This window comes from Ruegeria pomeroyi DSS-3 (genome assembly GCF_000011965.2).
Lineage (GTDB): Bacteria > Pseudomonadota > Alphaproteobacteria > Rhodobacterales > Rhodobacteraceae > Ruegeria_B > Ruegeria_B pomeroyi.
On sequence record NC_003911.12, the window covers coordinates 3,981,645 to 3,999,306 of the forward strand.

Annotated in this window: 16 protein-coding genes and 1 tRNA gene; 9 read left to right on the forward strand and 8 right to left on the reverse strand. The window is 61.6% G+C overall.

Going from position 1 to position 17,662, the window contains the following annotated elements; translation table 11 throughout:
- Positions 1-41: 41 nt before the first annotated feature.
- Positions 42-1,475: an NAD(P)-dependent oxidoreductase gene (locus SPO_RS19135; protein ID WP_011049449.1), complete on the reverse strand. Its 1,434-nt coding sequence runs from the start codon at positions 1,473-1,475 to the stop codon at positions 42-44.
- Positions 1,476-1,706: 231 nt separating this feature from the next.
- On the opposite strand from SPO_RS19135, the gene SPO_RS19140 reads away from it, so the two are divergent.
- Positions 1,707-2,510 (forward strand): undecaprenyl-diphosphate phosphatase, encoded by an 804-nt coding sequence (locus SPO_RS19140; protein ID WP_011049450.1) that lies wholly within the window; start codon positions 1,707-1,709, stop codon positions 2,508-2,510.
- On the opposite strand, the gene SPO_RS19145 is transcribed toward SPO_RS19140, so the two are convergent.
- On the reverse strand, positions 2,511-3,494 hold the full coding sequence (locus SPO_RS19145) for a complex I NDUFA9 subunit family protein (protein ID WP_011049451.1): 984 nt from the start codon (positions 3,492-3,494) through the stop codon (positions 2,511-2,513).
- A gap of 203 nt (positions 3,495-3,697) precedes the next feature.
- On the opposite strand from SPO_RS19145, the gene SPO_RS19150 reads away from it, so the two are divergent.
- From SPO_RS19150 to lptF, 8 genes are all read left to right on the forward strand, one after another.
- Positions 3,698-3,784: transfer RNA gene (locus tag SPO_RS19150), tRNA-Leu, on the forward strand.
- 494 nt (positions 3,785-4,278) lie between these two features.
- Positions 4,279-5,838 carry an ABC transporter substrate-binding protein gene (locus tag SPO_RS19155; protein WP_011049452.1) on the forward strand — a complete coding sequence of 520 codons (1,560 nt, stop codon included), beginning with the start codon at positions 4,279-4,281 and terminating at the stop codon, positions 5,836-5,838.
- Between the two features lie 138 nt (positions 5,839-5,976).
- Entirely contained in the window at positions 5,977-6,957 is a 981-nt protein-coding gene (locus tag SPO_RS19160) for an ABC transporter permease (protein WP_011049453.1), read from the forward strand.
- The gene (locus tag SPO_RS19165; RefSeq protein ID WP_011049454.1) at positions 6,954-7,898 is read left to right on the forward strand and encodes an ABC transporter permease; all 945 of its coding nucleotides are present in this window, start codon (positions 6,954-6,956) and stop codon (positions 7,896-7,898) included. The genes SPO_RS19160 and SPO_RS19165 overlap by 4 nt, the downstream gene beginning before the upstream one ends.
- A gap of 4 nt (positions 7,899-7,902) precedes the next feature.
- Positions 7,903-8,895 carry an ABC transporter ATP-binding protein gene (locus SPO_RS19170; protein WP_044028852.1) on the forward strand — a complete coding sequence of 331 codons (993 nt, stop codon included), beginning with the start codon at positions 7,903-7,905 and terminating at the stop codon, positions 8,893-8,895.
- Positions 8,892-9,920 (forward strand): ABC transporter ATP-binding protein, encoded by a 1,029-nt coding sequence (locus SPO_RS19175; protein WP_011049456.1) that lies wholly within the window; start codon positions 8,892-8,894, stop codon positions 9,918-9,920. Before SPO_RS19170 ends, SPO_RS19175 begins: the two co-directional genes overlap by 4 nt.
- Before the next feature lie 30 nt (positions 9,921-9,950).
- Positions 9,951-10,859 carry a LysR family transcriptional regulator gene (locus SPO_RS19180; protein WP_011049457.1) on the forward strand — a complete coding sequence of 303 codons (909 nt, stop codon included), beginning with the start codon at positions 9,951-9,953 and terminating at the stop codon, positions 10,857-10,859.
- 95 nt (positions 10,860-10,954) lie between these two features.
- Complete coding sequence (gene lptF / locus SPO_RS19185; protein ID WP_011049458.1) at positions 10,955-12,082, forward strand: LPS export ABC transporter permease LptF; 1,128 nt, start codon at positions 10,955-10,957, stop codon at positions 12,080-12,082.
- An 851-nt stretch (positions 12,083-12,933) separates the two neighbouring features.
- Here lptF and SPO_RS19190 read toward each other — a convergent pair.
- The 6 genes from SPO_RS19190 to SPO_RS19215 are packed head-to-tail and all read right to left on the reverse strand — an operon-like array spanning position 12,934 to position 17,651.
- Complete coding sequence (locus tag SPO_RS19190; RefSeq protein WP_011049459.1) at positions 12,934-13,311, reverse strand: Lin0512 family protein; 378 nt, start codon at positions 13,309-13,311, stop codon at positions 12,934-12,936.
- Positions 13,308-13,652, reverse strand: coding sequence for a Lin0512 family protein (locus SPO_RS19195; protein ID WP_011049460.1), 345 nt, complete (start codon positions 13,650-13,652; stop codon positions 13,308-13,310). The genes SPO_RS19190 and SPO_RS19195 overlap by 4 nt, the downstream gene beginning before the upstream one ends.
- Before the next feature lie 35 nt (positions 13,653-13,687).
- Positions 13,688-14,749: an ABC transporter ATP-binding protein gene (locus tag SPO_RS19200; protein WP_011049461.1), complete on the reverse strand. Its 1,062-nt coding sequence runs from the start codon at positions 14,747-14,749 to the stop codon at positions 13,688-13,690.
- Between the two features lies 1 nt (position 14,750).
- Positions 14,751-15,854 carry an ABC transporter ATP-binding protein gene (locus SPO_RS19205; RefSeq protein ID WP_044028854.1) on the reverse strand — a complete coding sequence of 368 codons (1,104 nt, stop codon included), beginning with the start codon at positions 15,852-15,854 and terminating at the stop codon, positions 14,751-14,753.
- Positions 15,855-15,858: 4 nt separating this feature from the next.
- Entirely contained in the window at positions 15,859-16,797 is a 939-nt protein-coding gene (locus SPO_RS19210) for a carbohydrate ABC transporter permease (protein WP_011049463.1), read from the reverse strand.
- Positions 16,794-17,651: a carbohydrate ABC transporter permease gene (locus SPO_RS19215; RefSeq protein ID WP_011049464.1), complete on the reverse strand. Its 858-nt coding sequence runs from the start codon at positions 17,649-17,651 to the stop codon at positions 16,794-16,796. The genes SPO_RS19210 and SPO_RS19215 overlap by 4 nt, the downstream gene beginning before the upstream one ends.
- Between the last annotated feature and the right edge of the window lie 11 nt (positions 17,652-17,662).

The following is a 17,662-nucleotide window of genomic DNA, read 5'->3' on the forward strand; positions in this document are numbered from 1 at the left end:
AGGTGTCGTGAATGGGTCGCTTCGTTTGCTGCCTTTGCGCCTTATTCGGCCGCCATCGCGGTCTTGGCGCCAAAGCCCTCGAGGATCGCCTCGGCACAATCGCGCCCGTCGCGGATCGCCCAAACCACCAGGCTGGCACCGCGCACGATGTCGCCCACCGCATAGATGCCCTCCATCTCGGTGGCGCCGGTGCGGAACGCGGCCTTGACGGTGCCCCAGCGGGTGACCGGCAGGTCGGGCTGACCGAACAGGGTGGGCAGGTCCTCGGGCTCGAACCCAAGCGCCTTGATCACCAGATCGGCCTCTTCGACATAGTCGGCGCCCTCGATCACCTCGGGCGACTGGCGGCCACTGGCGTCGGGCTGGCCCAGGCGCATTTTCTGCACCATCACGCCAGCAACCTTGTCGTCACCGGTGAACCCTTTGGGCGCCGACAGCCATTCAAAGACCACGCCTTCCTCTTCGGCATTCTGGGTCTCGCGCTGGCTGCCGGGCATGTTTGCCCGGTCCCGGCGATAGAAGCATTTGACGCTGACAGCACCCTGGCGGATCGCGGTGCGCACACAATCCATCGCGGTGTCGCCACCGCCGATCACCACCACCCGCTTGCCCTCGGCATTCAGGCGGCCATTGTCGAAATCGGCAACCTCGTCCCCAAAGCTCTTGCGGTTAGAGGCGGCCAGATAGTCGATCGCCTTCTCGATCCCGCCCAGACCGCTGCCGGGCATCGACAGGTCGCGCGACTTGTAGACCCCGGTTGCGATGATCACCGCGTCATGAGCGGCGCGGAGCTCGGCAAACTTGGCGGCGTCGACATCGCAGTTCAGCTCGAACCGGACACCGCCATCGGCCAGCAGACGGTTGCGGCGCTCGACCACTTCCTTTTCCAGTTTGAAGCCGGGGATGCCGTACATCAACAACCCGCCAGCGCGGTCGTAGCGGTCATAGACGGTAACCTGCACACCGGCCTGACGCAGCATGTCAGCCGCGGCCAGACCGCCCGGACCGGCGCCGATAATGCCCACGCTTTCGGACCGCTCGGCCACGGGCGAGGCCGGTTTGACCCAGCCCATGTCCCAGGCGGTATCGGTGATGTATTTCTCGACCGCGCCGATGGTCACGGTGCCGTGGCCCGACTGCTCGATCACGCAATTGCCTTCGCACAGACGGTCTTGCGGGCAGATGCGGCCACAGATCTCGGGGAAAGTATTGGTGGCCTGACTGGTCTCATAGGCCTCTTGCAGGCGGCCCGTCGCGGTCAGACGCAGCCAGTCGGGGATGTTATTGTGCAACGGGCAATGGGTCTGGCAATAGGGCACGCCACATTGGCTGCACCGGCTTGCCTGCTCGGCTGCCTTAACAGCGGCGTATTCGGCGTAGATCTCGTGAAAGTCTTCCTTGCGTGCATCGGCTGCACGCTTTTCCGGCATGTCACGTTCGATCTGCACAAATTTGAGCATCGGTTGCTTGGCCACGGGTCGGACTCCACGTTTTCGCTATTCGGCGTTTTCGTATCCTAGCCTCAACGGAAATAAAAGTCACTTTTGCTGACCTATTTTTACTTTTTTCACCCTCAACGGCGCCGCCACGGGCGAAAAAGAGGATTTTTAGGTATCGAACCGGACCCAAATGGGAACTTTCCTTTTTCAAGGCCACAGTTATACCCATTCTGGCCAACCGGATCGCACGGAAATCACCCAACGCCCATGTCCCTGTTTCACCTGATTCTGGTCGCTCTCATCCAGGGCATTACCGAGTTCCTGCCGGTCTCTTCGTCCGGCCACCTGATACTGCTGCCCGCCCTGACCGGGCTCGAGGATCAGGGCCAGGTGATCGACGTCGCCGTACATGTGGGCACGCTGGGCGCGGTTGTGCTGTATTTCTGGCGCGATGTGCGGGACGGGCTGGCGGGCCTGCCGCGCGCGCTGACCGGGCGTCTGGATACGCCGGGCGCGCGGCTGGCGATGGGGTTGATCGTAGCCACCATCCCCACCGTTCTTGCCGGGGCCGCCCTTCATTTCACCGGCCTTAGCGATGCCTTGCGCTCGATCACTGTGATCGGCTGGACCATGCTGCTGTTCGGCCTGCTGCTGTGGTGGGCGGACCGAACCGGTGCCCAGGTCAAGGAGGCTACCGATTGGAGCCTGCGCGATGCGCTGATTCTGGGCCTGTGGCAGGCGGTTGCGCTGATCCCCGGCACCTCGCGCTCGGGCATCACGATCACCGGGGCGCGCGCCATGGGTTATACCCGCAGCGACGGCGCCCGCATTTCGATGCTGATGTCGATCCCCACCATCATCGCATCGGGCGTGCTCTTGGGGGCCGATGTGGCGGTGACCTCGGATGCCCAGGCCGCGCGCGACGGCGCCATCGCCGCCGCGTTCGCCTTTGTCTCGGCTTTGCTGGCACTCAGCCTGATGATGCGCCTGCTGCGCAGCGTCAGCTTCACCCCTTACGTGATCTACCGACTCGCGCTGGGACTGGTGCTTCTGGGGATCGCCTATTCCTGATCAGGCACGCAGGTTCTTGGCCGAGGCCTGGATCTCGTCATACTGACCATTGGGACGGAACTTCCACAGATAGGCCGGCAGCACGGTATCCATCGGCTCGGGCGCGATGCCCAGATCGGCAAAGCCCTTGGCACCTTCGCTCACCACATTGTCCCGGCGCAGGTTCTTCAGCTGGTCGCGGGTCAGGATGTTGTTCGGGAACAGCTGGAAGCTGACGAACTTGGCCACATCCAGCATCCCCGCCATGATCCGGGCCGCAAAGAAGGGCAGTGCGATGATGATCCGCTTGCGATGGATCACACCCAGCATCCGCTGCATCAGCGCGCGGAAGGTTTCTACGTCAGGCCCGCCCAGCTCGTAGACACCGCCGGGTGCCTGACCCAACACGCCCTTGACCGCGGCGCGCGCCACATCGTCGACATAGACCGGCTGGAACCGGGTTTCGGCCCCGACCACGGGCAGGAAGGGCCCGAACCGGGTCATGCCGGCAAACCGGTTGAAGAACTGGTCCTCGGTCCCGAAGATCACCGACGGCCGCAGGATCATCGCATCCGGCATATGGCGCAACACGCCCGCCTCGCCCAGCGCCTTGCTGCGGGAATAGGCGCTGTCGCTGTCACCATCGGCACCGATGGCCGAGACATGCACCATGCGGGCCACGCCCTGTTCAGCGGCGATCCGCGCGATGCGCTCGGCACCTTCGGCCTGCACCGCGTCAAAGCTGTTGCGCCCCAGCTCGTTCAGTACACCGACACAGTTAACCACCGCATCGGCACCGCGCATCGTCTGCGCCACCGAGTTGTCGTCGCGCAGGTTGCACAGGACCGGTTCCACCTGACCCACAGCGCCATAGGGTTTGACATGCATCGCCTCGTTCGGACGCCGCACCGCCACGCGCACGCGCCAGCCCTCCTTTGCCATGCGCCGCGCGATATAGCGGCCCACGAATCCCGATCCGCCGTAAATCGTGACCAGTTTGGACATCAGAGTGGCTCCTGCTGACTTGGCTGTTGCTTCGATCTACCGTCCCGAGGCGCTTGAAACAAGGCGCAATAGTGCCGCGCAACCCCAGTCGGCTGCGGTTTCGGCAGGGGGCCGAAAGGGGTCGATCAAAAAACTTTTGCAAAACCGAAAAAATCCGGTTGACGCTCCTCGCGGCTAGGCTTAAACGCCCCCTCACGACACCTGCCCAGGTGGCGGAATTGGTAGACGCGCTGGCTTCAGGTGCCAGTGACCGCAAGGTCGTGGAGGTTCGAGTCCTCTCCTGGGCACCAAAAAACAGACATCTCTGTTTCATCCTCTTCAACTCTTTGAGCGTCAGCGCTCTTTGCGAGACTCCCACCTCTCGTTTAGACCGTATTCAATTGGCGTTGTTGCGGAATTTCCTCTTCACATACGCCTCCCCCTTTCCCGCGGACATGTCATGTCACGCGAATGATCTTAGCGGCGCCAAGAGAAGCGAAGCGGCTGATCAGGGTGGTGGGGATATGGATCACGGCAGTTTGGCAGTCAGGGTCTGTTGTGTCGATACCGGCACTGAACGGCCAAGGCCCTCTTTCGACGATAGAGAGTAGTGCGATCGGGACCCGGCCAACCCGCTGTGCGGCATATATCATCCAATCTTGGGAATCATCAGTCCGGGGGGCATCCCGGGGGCCGGTACCTGCAGGGGTATTCACCTGATGCATGGCCAATCGAAAATGGGCATTGGCAGGTTTTTGCGCACTCGGGTATCGCCACTGGCAATAGATCCAGCAAGGAGAGGTAAATGAAAAAGCAACTTGCAACCGCAATTGCAGCGGCGATGTTGACCGTTTCGGTCGCGCCCGCCGTATATGCCGAGGTAACCGTCAAGGTTGCCTATGACGCCGACCCGGTCTCGCTCGACCCGCATGAGCAGCTGTCGGGCGGTACGCTTCAGCTGTCGCACATGGTGTTCGACCCGCTGGTGCGCTGGACCCAGGATTTGCAGTTCGAACCGCGTCTGGCCGAAAGCTGGGAGCAGGTGGACGCACTGACCACCCGGTTCCATCTGCGCGACGGCGTGACCTTTCACAGCGGCAACGAGCTGAGCTCGGCGGATGTGAAATGGACCTTTGACCGGCTCAAGACCAGCCCGGATTTCAAGGGCATCTTCGCCCAGTTTTCCGAGGTCAAGGTGATCGACGAGGATACGTTCGACCTGATCACCACCGAGCCTTATCCGCTGGTGCTGCACACCGCGACCTATATCTTCCCGATGGACAGCAAGTTCTACAGCGGCACCACCGCTGACGGCAAGGACAAGGCTGAACTGGTCAAGCATGGCGACAGCTTTGCCTCGCGCAACGTGTCGGGCACCGGGCCGTTCATCGTGACCGCGCGCGAACAGGGCGTGAAGGTCGAGTTCGAGCGGTTCGGCGGCTATTGGGACACTGCAAGCAAGGGCAACGTGGACAAGATCGTCCTGACCCCGATCAAGGAAGACCCGACTCGCGTCGCCGCCCTGCTGTCGGGGGATGTCGATTTCATCGCACCGGTGCCGCCGACCGACCTCAAGCGGGTCGAAGAAGCCGAAGGCGTCAACCTGATCACCATGCCGGGCACCCGGATCATCACCTTCCAGATGAACCAGAACCGTGTCGAGGCGTTCAAGGACAAGCGCGTACGTCTGGCGATCGACTATGCGGTGAACAACGCCGGTATCGTCGACCGTATCATGCGTGGCTTTGGCACCGTGGGCGCCCAGGCCAGCCCGGCCGGCTATCTGGGCTATGACGCGGGCCTGACCCCGCGTTTCGACCTGGAAAAGGCCAAGGCGCTGATGGCCGAGGCAGGCTATGCCGACGGGTTCTCGATCACCATGATGGCACCCAACAACCGCTATGTGAACGACGACAAGATTGCGCAGGCGGTGGCCTCGATGCTGTCCAAGATCAACATCAAGGTTGATCTGCAGACCATGCCCAAGGCCCAATACTGGCCCAAGTTCGACGAGCGCGCTGCCGACATGATGATGATCGGCTGGCATTCGGATACCGAGGATTCGGCGAACTTTCACCAGTTCCTGAGCGCCTGCCCGGACGAGGCGACCGGCAATGGTCAGTACAACTCGGGCAACTACTGCAACCCCGAGGCGGACAAGCTGATGAACGCCTCCAACAGCGAGACCGATGTTGAGAAGCGGGGCAACATGCTGCGCCAGCTCGAAGGGATCCTGTATGAAGAGGCCGCCTTTGTTCCGCTGCATTGGCAGAACCTGGCCTGGGGTGCCCGTTCGGGCGTCCATGCCGAAGCCATCGTGAACGCACTGGACTTCCCCTATTTCGGCGATCTGGTCGTCGACTAAGGGTCAGCTTCCGGGGCAGGGCCGTGCGCCTTGCCCCGGATTGTCGTATCTATCTTTCCATTGCGCAGGATCGGGCCGATTGTGATCGGCAACGGATGCCCCATGCCTGCCGCTCTGTGAAACAGCAAGGTTCCGCATATGCTTGCCTATCTCGTCAAACGCGTCTTTCAGGCCATCGCGGTGATGTTCGTCATCTCGCTGGTCGGATTTGCCATTCAGGACAATCTCGGTGACCCCCTGCGCGAGCTGGTGGGACAGTCGGTTTCCGAAGAGGTGCGCCAGCAGCTGCGCGACGAGTTGGGGCTGAACGACAGCTTTCTGCAGCAGTACATCCGCTTTCTGGGCAATGCCCTGCAGGGCGATCTGGGCACCAGCTATTTCTTCAAGGAACCGGCTCTGGACGTGATCCTGAAAAAGCTTCCGGCAACGTTGGAGCTGGTGGCAGGGGCGACCCTGATCATCGTCGGCCTGTCGGTGCCGCTGGGGGTTTACACCGCGATCCGGCCCAACGCGATTTTCAGCCGTATCGTGATGGGTGTGTCGATCGTGGGGATCTCGATCCCGGTCTTTTTGACGGCGATCCTGATGATCTATCTGTTTTCCGTCACCTATGGCTGGTTCCCGTCTTATGGGCGCGGCGATGTGGTGCATGTGTTCGGCTATTGGGACACCAATTTCGCCACGCTTGACGGCTGGATGCATATCATCCTGCCCTCGATCGCGCTTGCCTCGATCATGCTGCCGCTTTTCGTGCGCCTGATCAGGGCCGAGATGATGGAGGTGTTGCAGTCGGAATACGTGAAATACGCCCGTGCCAAGGGCATCCGGCCCTGGCGCATCTATTTCGTGCACGCGCTCAAGAACACGCTGTTGCCGGTGATCACCGTGGGCGGCGTGCAGATCGGCACCATGGTCGCCTATACCATCCTGACCGAGACGGTGTTCCAGTGGCCGGGCATGGGGTTCATGTTCCTTGAGGCGGTCAACCGCGTCGATACCCCGCTGATCGTGGCCTATCTGATCGTGGTCGGCTTTATCTTTGTGGTGACCAACACCATCGTCGACCTGATCTATGGGCTGGTCAATCCCACCGTCAACCTTGCGAGGATGGGCGCATGAGCAGCCTGACAACGAATCCCGAGCCGTCGCGCTGGTCGCGCATCTGGAACTCGAACATGGGCTACAGCTTTCGCCGCAACCCGGTGGCGATGGTGTCGCTGGCGATATTCCTGGTCATTGCGGTGATGGCGTTCTTTGCGCCGCTGATCGCACCGTTTGATCCCTATGATCCGGCGCAGATCGACATCATGAATTCCGAATACCCGCCGGTCTGGGTCGATGGATCGGATCCGCAATTCGTGTTCGGCACCGACGATCAGGGCCGCGACCTGTGGTCGACCATCCTCTATGGCACCCGGCTGTCGCTGCTGATCGGTGTCTGCGCGGTGGCCCTGCAGGCCTTCCTCGGTATCTCGATCGGGTTGATCGCAGGCTATGTCGGTGGTCGTATCGACAGCCTTCTGATGCGGCTGGCCGATATCCAGCTCAGCTTTTCCACACTGATGGTGGCGATCATCTTTCTGGCGGTGACGCAGGCGATGTTCGGGTCCGAGACGTTCAACCAATATGCGATCTATTTCCTGATCGCGGTGATCGGGGTAGCGGAATGGCCGCAATATGCCCGCACCGTGCGCGCCACCGTGCTGGCCGAGAAGAAGAAGGAATATGTCGACAGCGCCCGGGTGCTGGGTTTCTCGCCCATGCGTATCATGGTGCGCCATATCCTGCCCAACTCGCTGTCACCGATCTTTGTCATCTCGACCGTGCAGGTGGCCAACGCCATCATTTCCGAGGCGTCGCTGTCCTTTCTCGGGCTTGGCATGCCGCCCAGCCAGCCTTCGCTGGGCTCGCTGATCTCTTCGGGCTTTGACTATATCTTTTCGGGCAGCTGGTGGATCACCGCCATCCCCGGCGTCGTGCTGGTGGTTCTGGTGCTGGTGATCAACCTGCTGGGCGACTGGATGCGCGATGTCCTCAACCCCAAACTTTACAAGGGGTAAGACCATGTCCCTGCTTTCCGTACGTGACCTGACCGTGAAATTCGCCATGCGCGACAACACGGTGACCGCGCTGAACAAGATCTCTTTCGACCTGGCCCGGGGCGAACGTCTGGGCATCGTCGGTGAATCCGGCGCCGGCAAGTCGATCACCGGTTTCGCGCTGATGAACCTGCTCAGCCGCCCGGGCTTTATCGATAGCGGCTCGATCCTGTTCGAGGGCGAGGATATGGCCAGCAAGTCCGAAGCCCAGCTTCAGGCGATCCGGGGCAACCGGATGGCGATGATCTTTCAGGACCCGATGGTGACCCTGAACCCGGTGCTGACCATCGGCCAGCAGATGGTCGAAACCCTGATGGCCCATCGCAGGTTGAGCCGGGCCGAGGCCGAAGAGATCTCGATCCTGAAACTGCGCGAGGTCTATATCCCCTCGCCCGAAGAGCGGTTGAAACAGTACCCGCACGAGTTGTCGGGCGGGATGCGTCAGCGGATCATCATCGCCATCGCGCTGCTGCTCGACCCGCAACTGATCATCGCGGACGAGCCGACCACGGCGCTGGATGTGACCATCCAGGCCGACATCATGGAGCTGCTGCTGGAGCTGTGCCAGTCCAACAAGGTGGGGCTGATCCTGATCACCCACGATCTGGGCGTCGTCAGCCAGATGACCGAACGCACGCTGGTGATGTATGCCGGCCGCATCATCGAGGCTGGGCGCACCCGCGAGATCATCAACGACCCGCAGCACCCCTATACCCAGGGTCTGATCAACGCGCTGCCGCAGCAGACCCGCCCGGGCCACCGGCTGAAGCAGATCCCCGGCAACATGCCCTCGCTGACCGCGATCCCGCCCGGTTGCCCGTTCAGCCCGCGCTGCGAATACGCGGTCGACCGCTGCCGCGTCGAACTGCCGGAGCCGGTGCGCTATGACCATGTCGAGGTGGCCTGTCACGAGGTCAACCGGCTGCAAAAACCCGTTGCCGAGGAACAGAGCGCATGAAGGATATGACCAGCCAGCCGCTTCTGGAGCTGAAGAACCTGGAAAAGCGTTTCCTGCTCGACCACGGGTTCCTGGAAACCGTCAAATTGCGCGGCGGCAAGTTGATCCGCGAGCGCCGTCAGGTGCATGCGGTCAACAATGTCTCGCTTAGCGCGCAGCGCGGCGAGGCGCTGTGCGTGGTCGGCGAAAGCGGTTGTGGCAAATCCACTGTTGCCCGTCTGGTTGCCGGCCTGCTGGAGCCCAGCGGCGGCGAGATTCATTACAGCGGCGAACGCATCGACAATCGCTCGCGTCAGGCCAATATGGCGCTGCGCAAGAAGATGCAGATGATCTTTCAGAATCCCTATGCCTCGCTCAATCCCCGGATGACGATCCGGCAGGCGCTGGAGGAACCGGTCCGCTATCACAACCCGTCGATGTCGCGGGCCGAGATCCGCGACAAGGTCGCCGAGGTGATGCGCTCGGTAGGGGTCGATCCCAGCTGGTCGGGCCGGTACCCGCACGAGTTTTCCGGCGGCCAGCGCCAGCGGATCGCCATTGCGCGGGCGCTGACGGTGGACCCCGAGTTTGTTATCGCGGATGAGCCGATCAGCGCGCTTGACGTGTCGATCCAGGCGCAGGTTCTGAACCTTATGCTTGAGGCCAAGGACGAGCGCGGCCTGACCTATCTGTTCATCACCCACGATCTGAGTGTGGTGCAGCATTTCGGAACCCGTGTGGCGGTGCTTTACTTGGGGACCGTGTGCGAGCTGGCCGATACCGCGACACTGTTCGAAAACCCCAAACACCCCTATACCCGGGCGCTGCTGTCGGCGGTGCCGCAACTGAAGGACGACCGCCCCAATCACATCCGGCTCAAGGGCGAGATTCCCACCCCCATCAACCTGCCCAAAGGTTGCCCTTTCCAAAGCCGTTGCGCATATGCCGACCAACGGTGCAAGGTCGACCTCCCTCGCCCGCAGCAGCAGCCCGACGGCTCTCTCGTCGCCTGCCACGCGGTAGAGGAAGGGCGGCTGGGCGACTGAGGTCGTCACAAACAGAACGGACGGTAGACGTTGGATATTGCCTGGCTGAAAGATTTCGAAGCGTTGGTGGCGCAGCGGAACTTTTCGCGCGCGGCTGAGGAACGCAATGTCAGCCAGCCCGCCTTTTCCCGCCGCATCCGCTCGCTTGAGGAAGAGATCGGAGCCAGGCTGATCAACCGCCAGACCTTGCCCCTGTCGCTGACCCCGGCGGGCGAGGTGTTTCTGGCCCAGGCGCGGTTGATGCTGCGCACCTTTGAAGAGACGCAGGAACGGTGTCAGGCGATCGAGGCGGCGGGTGAAAACGTCATCCGCTTTGCCACCACCCAGTCGCTCTACATGACCCATTACAAGACGCTGATTGCCCCCTTGACCGAGCAGAGCGGGTTCGAGACCGATCTGAATTCGACCGGTTGGGCGGCGGATCAGTTCGTCAGTGCCCTGCAACAGCGGTATTGCGACGTGATCCTTACCTATTGGCATCCGGCGATGGATTTCCTGGCGCCGCTGGAAGTCAGCAAATGTGATTTCATCGAGATCGCCGAGGATGATTTCATCCCGGTGTCCAAGGCCGCCCCAAACGGCGCACCGCTGTTTGACCTTCAGGGCAACCGCAAGAAACCGCTGCCGCTGTTGTCCTATGGCCGGGCCTCGGCGCTGCGCTCGGTGCTGGAGCATGTGCTGCGCCAGCAGATCGAGCCGCCCAATGTGCTGATCGTCAACCAGAACGCGCTGGCCCATTCGGTCAAGGCGATGATCCTCGAAGGGTTCGGCCTGGGTTGGCTGCCCCGGCATCTCTGTGCCCAGGAACTGGCCGATGGGCGTCTGACCCTGGCCGGCGGTAGCGCGTTTCAGACCAAGCTTTCGGTGCGGCTCTATCGCGAGAGCGAAAACGAGAAGTCGACATTGAACCGGTTGTGGCGGGATCTGTCGGCGGGCTAGGCCGGGCCAACCGTCCCCCGGCAAAACGGCGGTTCCGTATCCCGCGGCCATGGCTTATTGTGCCGCGAACGCCCGGCCAACCCGCGAAAGCCCGCATGTCAAAGTTCGATGGATATTTCCTGCGCCAATTGCTGGTTCTCTGCGGCTTCTTCGCCTTTGTTCTGGTCGGCGTCTTCTGGATCAGCAAGGCGGTCAGCCTGTTCGACAGGCTGATCAGCAGCGGACAGACGGCGATGGTAGCGCTGGAGTTCACCGCGCTGACACTGCCGACGCTGGTGCGCACCGTGATGCCGATGGCGGCATTCTGCGCAACGGTCTATGTCACCAACCGCCTGAACCGCGAAAGCGAGATGACGGTAATGCTGGCCACCGGCAGCAGCCCGTTCCGCCTGGCCCGCCCGGTCATCCTGTTTGGCCTGGTCTGCGCGGCGATGCTGGCCACGATCACGCTTTATCTGCGGCCCGCCGCCATGTTGCGGCTCGAGGCGCGTCAGGCCGAAGTGGCAGGAGACATGACCGCGCAACTTCTCAACGACGGGCAGTTCATGCACCCGGTCAAGGGTGTGACCGTCTATATCGGCAAGATCGACCGCGACGGTACGCTGAACGATGTTTACCTGTCGGACCGGCGTGCGCCCGAGCGCGTGGTGACCTATACCAGTTCCAAGGCGTTTCTGGCCCGCAGCGGCGAGCAGATCGCGCTGGTGATGGTCGAAGGCACCGCCCTGCAGATGGAGACCGGGCGCAGAACCCTGTCGACCACCGTGTTCCGCGACTTCTCCTATGACATTTCGGCGCTGGCCAAGCGGGATATCGAACGGCGACAGGATATTCGGGGCATGCCGACGCTGGCCCTCGCAACAGCCTTTGACGGCGAGGGCCTGGCCGAGACCTATTCCCGAGGCGAGATTTCCGAAGAGCTGCAGGAGCGCCTGTCTTGGATCGGTGTCAGTGTTGCTGTCACCCTGATCGGGTTTTCGACTCTGATGCTGGGCACGTTCTCCCGCTTTGGCCTCTGGCCGCAACTGATCGCCGCCTTTGCCGGGCTGATTGCGCTTGAAGGGATGCGCAGCACCGCCACGGCCTTTGTCGGATCGCATCCCGGGCTGTGGTGGGTCCAGCACGCACCCGCCCTGGGCGGTATCGCGCTATCGATCCTGTTCCTCAAGCTCGCAGGCCGACCGTTGCGCCTGCGCCGGTATCCAGACACCGGCAGCGTTTGACGTCGAAGCCTTCGTTTTTGCTCTCATGGGAATACTCCCTTCAAGCGCTCTCCCGCCTGGTCAGTGAAGCTCTTCGACGCGGTTAACCAGCCGGATCGGCACCACCCGACAAGCTGGCAATCCGCGTCTCATGGCTTCCCCGTGGAACTCGCCGCGGGCGTCCCGTTGATCGGGTTGCGGTTGGAGCGAACCCGGGTACTCCAAGACGGCGCGGCAATAGGTTAGGGGGGCAACGCCCCAGACGCGACTGCCCTCAGGGAGAGAGCAAGTGGCCAATCAGGGGTGCTGACAAAAATGAAAAAAGCCCCCGCTGATGGCGGAGCTTGATCCGTAAGATTGGTTGCGGGAGGGCGCAGCAGACGATCCCGGCGCAACGGGGCCACAAAAGCAAAAACCTCCGCGGCAGGACCGGCGGAGGCATCGCAAGTATCGTTGGTTGCGGGGGCTCGCAACTCACGATTTCTGCGGTTGGTCGAAGGCGTGGTCCCGCGGGTTGCGGCGTAGAATTGGACGGCTCGGGGTGAATAGGTGTGGGTTACGCGATTTCTGCCTGCGCGCCTGCAGAGGAGCCCGCCGATACGCCCTGTGCACACGATCTGCACACACAAAAGGCCCAAACGTCTCTACAGGCTTGGGTTTCGGCCCGATCCTCCATCGAGGCAACGGACAGGCGCCAAGAGACTCCTTTGTCTGACCGTCTTTTCGGTTGTCTGCGCGGCTTCCGATGACCGTTTCCGAGGCAATCGGCATCCTTCGCCGTCGTCTTCGGGCCAGATGCCACAGACCATGTGCCGTATCGAGGCAAGAGTGTCGCCCTTGCGGCGCGGCCCGAACATTGTGCAACTGCGGCCTCAGCCGAGCAGGGTTTCAAGCCCTTCTGCCAGTCGGAACGGATGATCAGTTGTGTCCAGCCAGGCCTTGACCGCCACGGCCGCCAAGACAATGTCTTCCGCACCGCCCATGCCCAAATCGTTCAGACCGCCCTGCACCACCGTCACTTCGACTGCGCCGAACGGCAAGGCCGCAGCCACGGCTTTCTTGTCGACCTTTTCGGGTTCCGGCACACCCACAGTGACCTCGACACGCATTTGCGAAGGGTGCTTGTAGGCGTAGAACAGTGTCAGGGAAGAGTGCCGGATGGCGTCCGATACGCCGCGCAGCGCAGCCTTGGTGTAGTCGTGCCCATGCACGTCGGCCCCCATTCCCAATTCGCATATCAAGGGTTTCATTGCGCAATCTCCACATCCCAGGACGCGCAGACAATGGCGTTGGCGATCAGCGTCGTATGTCCCATCATCTCGATATCCAGCCCGCCTTGCACGGCTTCGACCGTAACCCTGCCGACAGGCGCCTCTGACTTCACGACCTCGAGGTCAACGGCCTCTGGCCGGCCGACGCCGACGCGGATGTCGACGATCATCCTGTCCAGCGGCAAATCGAAGGCGGCACCTGCGGTCAGGAAGTTTCGGTGCAATGCATCATGCACGGCCCGGGCTGCGGCTTTCGTATAGTCCTGGCCCTTCAGATCGGTTCCCATACCCATCTGAACTGCGAATTGGGTTTTCGGCATCTTGGTCTCCTTTTGCGCTCTATGTCAGCACACGACTAAAGCCGCGAGCCCTTGGCGCAGAACAGATGCAGCCGTCGGGCATCGAGACTGACCGACTGCCAGGCGTCTTCCTCCAGAGCCACTTGCCCCGGGGCGCGGATCTTGATGATCTGTTTGCCGATCCGGGCGTTGATGATCGTATACCCGCCCAAGGGTTCGACTGTGCTGACGCGGACCTTGAAGGACGGGTTTCCTTCGGATTCGCCCAGCCATATATCCTCTGGGCGCACGCCCAGTGTTCCCGCCCCGCCCTTCTGCGTCGTGCAGACGACCTGGATGTCGGTTTCAAGCACATCACTTTCGAAACGCAGACCTTCGGCCGAGAACCGACCCTCGAAAAAGTTCATCGGAGGCGATCCGATCACTTCGGCAACAGCGAGCGAACACGGTTCATTGTAAACCTCTTCCGGGGTGCCGATCTGGGCAATCCGCCCGCCAACGATCACCGCCACGCGATCCGAGATGGCCATCACCTCTTCCTCGTCATGGCTGACATAGACGAAGGTCTGGTTATTCTCGCGTTGCAGGCGCTTGAGTTCGACGCGCATCTCCTCGCGCAGGCGGGCATCTAGCGCGGCAATGGGTTCATCAAGCAGCATGGCCCGGCTTTGTGCCGCAAAGGCCCGGCCCAGCGCAATGCGCTGGCGCTCACCACCCGACATCTGCGCGGGGTTCTTGTGCAGGATATGGCTGACGTGAAGAACCTCCGAAACCAGGTCCAGACGTTCGGCTATCTCGGCCTCCGAGGCGCCACGTTCCTTGAGCGGGAAGATGATGTTCTCGCGCCCGGTCATATGCGGAAACAGGGCCAGGTTCTGGAACACCATGGAGATGCCGCGCGCCGAGACCTCCATTTCGGCCGCGTCGCGTCCGGCGATCTCGACTTGACCCTCGTCCGGGGTCAGAAGACCCAGGATCAGCTTGAGGACCGAGGTCTTGCCCGTCGAAGGAGGCCCGAAAATCCCGAAGAATTCGCCCTGCCCGACCGACATGTTGATCGGTCCAAGTGTGAACTCCGGGTACCGTTTGACCACGTCTGTAATCCTGATCGCATCCATCCTATGCCCCTCCCAGCCTGCGGCCGGTCTTCATGTCAAATGCCAGGCTCTTGTCCGAGGGCAGGTAGAACGGCACCTCATCCCCGACCCGAAGCCGGTCCAGATCGTCAAAGGCCAGAAACAGCGTGTCCTGCACCTGAAGATAGGCCAGTCGTTTTGGACCCACACGCTCCAGCACTTCGACCTTGCCGTGCATGGCAATGTCGTTGCTGCCGCGCTTGTCGCCGAAATAGATGTCCTGCGGGCGCACCCCGAAGGACCCGCCATGGACAGATCCGTCGCGGGTGAAATCCGCGCGCACTTTGCCCGAAAGCGGAATTTCAGCCCCGCCATGCAGCATTAGGTGCAGCGCGCCGCGTTCCTCGCGCAGTTCGCCATCGACAAGGTTCATCCGCGGGCTGCCGACGAAATTGGCGACGAAACGGTTCTGCGGGTCGTTGTAGATATCCAGCGGCGCGCCGTATTGCATCAGCTTGCCCTGATCGATGATGGCGATCTTGTCGGCAAGGCTCATCGCCTCGATCTGGTCATGGGTGACATAGATCATGGTCTGGCCGAACTCGTGCTGCAGCACCTTCAACTCGGCCCGCATATAGGCGCGGAAGCCAGCATCGAGATTGGACAGCGGTTCGTCCAAGAGGAAGATGCGCGGCTCGACGATAGCTGACCGTCCGATCGCCAGCTTCTGCATCTCGTTGACCGAAAGGCTCGAAGCCGGCTGGTCGAGCCGGTGCGAGATGCTCATCCGGTCGGCCATGGCCTGCACCCGCCGCTCGATCTCGGGCTTCGGGACCTTCTTGACCTCAAGCCCGTAGGACAGGTTCTTGAAGACGCTCAGATGGGTGAAGATCGCGTAGTTCTGAAACACGAAACCGATATTGCGGTCCTGGATACGCAGGCTGGAGAGATCCTTGCCGTCGAACAGGATTTCGCCCTCGGAAGGTTCTTCGAGCCCCGCGATCATGTTCATCGTCGTCGTCTTGCCGCAACCCGAGGGACCGAGGAGGGCGACAAACTCGCCCTCTTCGATGTCGATCGACAGGTCGCGGACCGCGGTGAAGTCACCGAAGCGCTTGGTTACGTTGTTGATCTGGATGGATGACATGCCCTTACCCCTGTTTCCTGGCCATGTAGGCAAGGCCCTTGGCGGCAATCACTGACAGCACAATCAGGATGGTCAGGCCGATCGCGGCTACATAGGACCATTCAAGTTCGCCGAAGGTCTGCTTGTAGAGAAAGACCGAGATGGTTTCGGTCTGCACGCCCGGACCACCCTTGGTCATGATGTAGACCAGATCGAAAATCTTGAAGCATTCGACCGCGCGCAGCACGAGCGCGATGATGATGACGGTTTTCATCCGCGGCAGGATGATCTTGACGAAGTTCTGCCAGTTCGACCCGCCCAGAAGCCGCGCCGCGAGCAACTGGTCGGATGGCACGCCCAGCATCCCCGCCAAGAGGATCAGGAACATCAGCGGCGTCCATTGCCAGATATCCGCGATGATGACCGAGATCATCGCCCGGTTCACATCCGTCAGCCACGAGAACTCGGCCGGAAGGCCCAGATGGGCGTTGACCGGGCCGGTGCCCTGGAACAGCAAAAAGAACATCAGCCCCACGACCGCCGGCACGATCATCATCGGGGTCAGCAGGATCGAGTAGAAGATCTTGCGCCCTGGAAAGGTGTCGATGAAGAGATAGGCCAGTGCCATTCCCAGAAGGAACTGCGCCGGGACCGCAACGATCATGATCAGCGCCGTGCGCCACAGCGCGCCCCAGAACCGCGGGTCGGTCGCGAGGAACCAGTAGTTCTCACCCCAGTTGAACACCTCCCAGGCGCTGTACCATGGGATCCCCTCAAGCGGGGTCCACCAGGTGACACTCAGGTAAAGCTGCATGAACAGCGGGAATATCACGATGAACAAGAGCAGCAGGAAGGTCGGCAGGATGAACCAGAAGCCCATCTTGTCGCCGTCGCGCGCCACCCGTTGCCAGTAGCCGCGCGATGCGTCGGTTGGTTGTCTGTCGGTCAGGGTATGATCGGTCATTGTTTCAGTGCTCCGAAGGTCAGGCCGCGCACCAGGTGTTTCTGGATCATCAGGCCGAAGACGACTGGCGGAATGGCGGCGATTACGCCAAGCGCGGCTTTCATGCCGTACATCTGCCCACCCATGGCCGAGGTCAGCGTGGCCATGTAGACCGGCAGCGTGACCCATTCCTTCTGTGTCAGAAGCAGCGCCAGCAGGTAGTCGGACCAGTTCAGAATGAACACGAAGAGCGCACAGGTCGCCAGGCCCGGTTTCACTATCGGCAGGGTGATGCGATAGAAGACCCGCCAGTACGAACAGCCCGACACGCGCGCGGCATCCTCGATTTCAACTGGCACCTCCTCGAAGAAGGTCTTCATCAGCCAGAAGGCAAAGGGCAGCGTAACGATGCCATAGATCAGGGACAGCCCCCACCAGGTGTCGACCGCGCCGATAAAGGCCCACATCACCATGACCGGGATCATCACCGCCAGCGGCGGGAAAAGCCGCAGTTGAAGCACCGACAGCGGCAGCGATTGCGCCATCCCGAACCGCACCACCGCATAAGACGACAGCGTCCCGCAGACCACCGCCAGCAAGGTGCCGCAGATCGAGGTGACAAGACTGGCCACCAGCGGGCCGGTGATGGTTCGGTCGAGACTGACCACCAGCCCCTCGGCCTGACCATAGAAGATGAACTCGAAATTCTGCCAGGTCGGCTCTTTCGGTAACCATGTCAGACCGGCGACGGTAGTCCATTCCGGATAGGGCTTGAACGCCATCGTCACCATCCAGAGCAGCGGATAGAGCACGACCGCGCAGGCCAGCAACACAAAGAGATACTTCAGCGCCAGGGCGCCGGGGGACGGTTTCATTGGACTCTCCC

Coding starts and splice junctions, on each gene's coding strand:
- SPO_RS19175 (WP_011049456.1), top strand. CDS start 8,892: ATGAAGGATATGACCAGCCAGCCGCTTCTGGAGCTGAAGAACCTGGAA.
- SPO_RS19215 (WP_011049464.1), bottom strand. CDS start 17,651: ATGAAACCGTCCCCCGGCGCCCTGGCGCTGAAGTATCTCTTTGTGTTG.
- SPO_RS19210 (WP_011049463.1), bottom strand. CDS start 16,797: ATGACCGATCATACCCTGACCGACAGACAACCAACCGACGCATCGCGC.
- SPO_RS19165 (WP_011049454.1), top strand. CDS start 6,954: ATGAGCAGCCTGACAACGAATCCCGAGCCGTCGCGCTGGTCGCGCATC.
- SPO_RS19160 (WP_011049453.1), top strand. CDS start 5,977: ATGCTTGCCTATCTCGTCAAACGCGTCTTTCAGGCCATCGCGGTGATG.
- SPO_RS19170 (WP_044028852.1), top strand. CDS start 7,903: ATGTCCCTGCTTTCCGTACGTGACCTGACCGTGAAATTCGCCATGCGC.
- SPO_RS19205 (WP_044028854.1), bottom strand. CDS start 15,854: ATGTCATCCATCCAGATCAACAACGTAACCAAGCGCTTCGGTGACTTC.
- SPO_RS19195 (WP_011049460.1), bottom strand. CDS start 13,652: ATGCCGAAAACCCAATTCGCAGTTCAGATGGGTATGGGAACCGATCTG.
- SPO_RS19190 (WP_011049459.1), bottom strand. CDS start 13,311: ATGAAACCCTTGATATGCGAATTGGGAATGGGGGCCGACGTGCATGGG.
- SPO_RS19200 (WP_011049461.1), bottom strand. CDS start 14,749: ATGGATGCGATCAGGATTACAGACGTGGTCAAACGGTACCCGGAGTTC.
- SPO_RS19155 (WP_011049452.1), top strand. CDS start 4,279: ATGAAAAAGCAACTTGCAACCGCAATTGCAGCGGCGATGTTGACCGTT.
- SPO_RS19145 (WP_011049451.1), bottom strand. CDS start 3,494: ATGTCCAAACTGGTCACGATTTACGGCGGATCGGGATTCGTGGGCCGC.
- SPO_RS19140 (WP_011049450.1), top strand. CDS start 1,707: ATGTCCCTGTTTCACCTGATTCTGGTCGCTCTCATCCAGGGCATTACC.
- lptF (WP_011049458.1), top strand. CDS start 10,955: ATGTCAAAGTTCGATGGATATTTCCTGCGCCAATTGCTGGTTCTCTGC.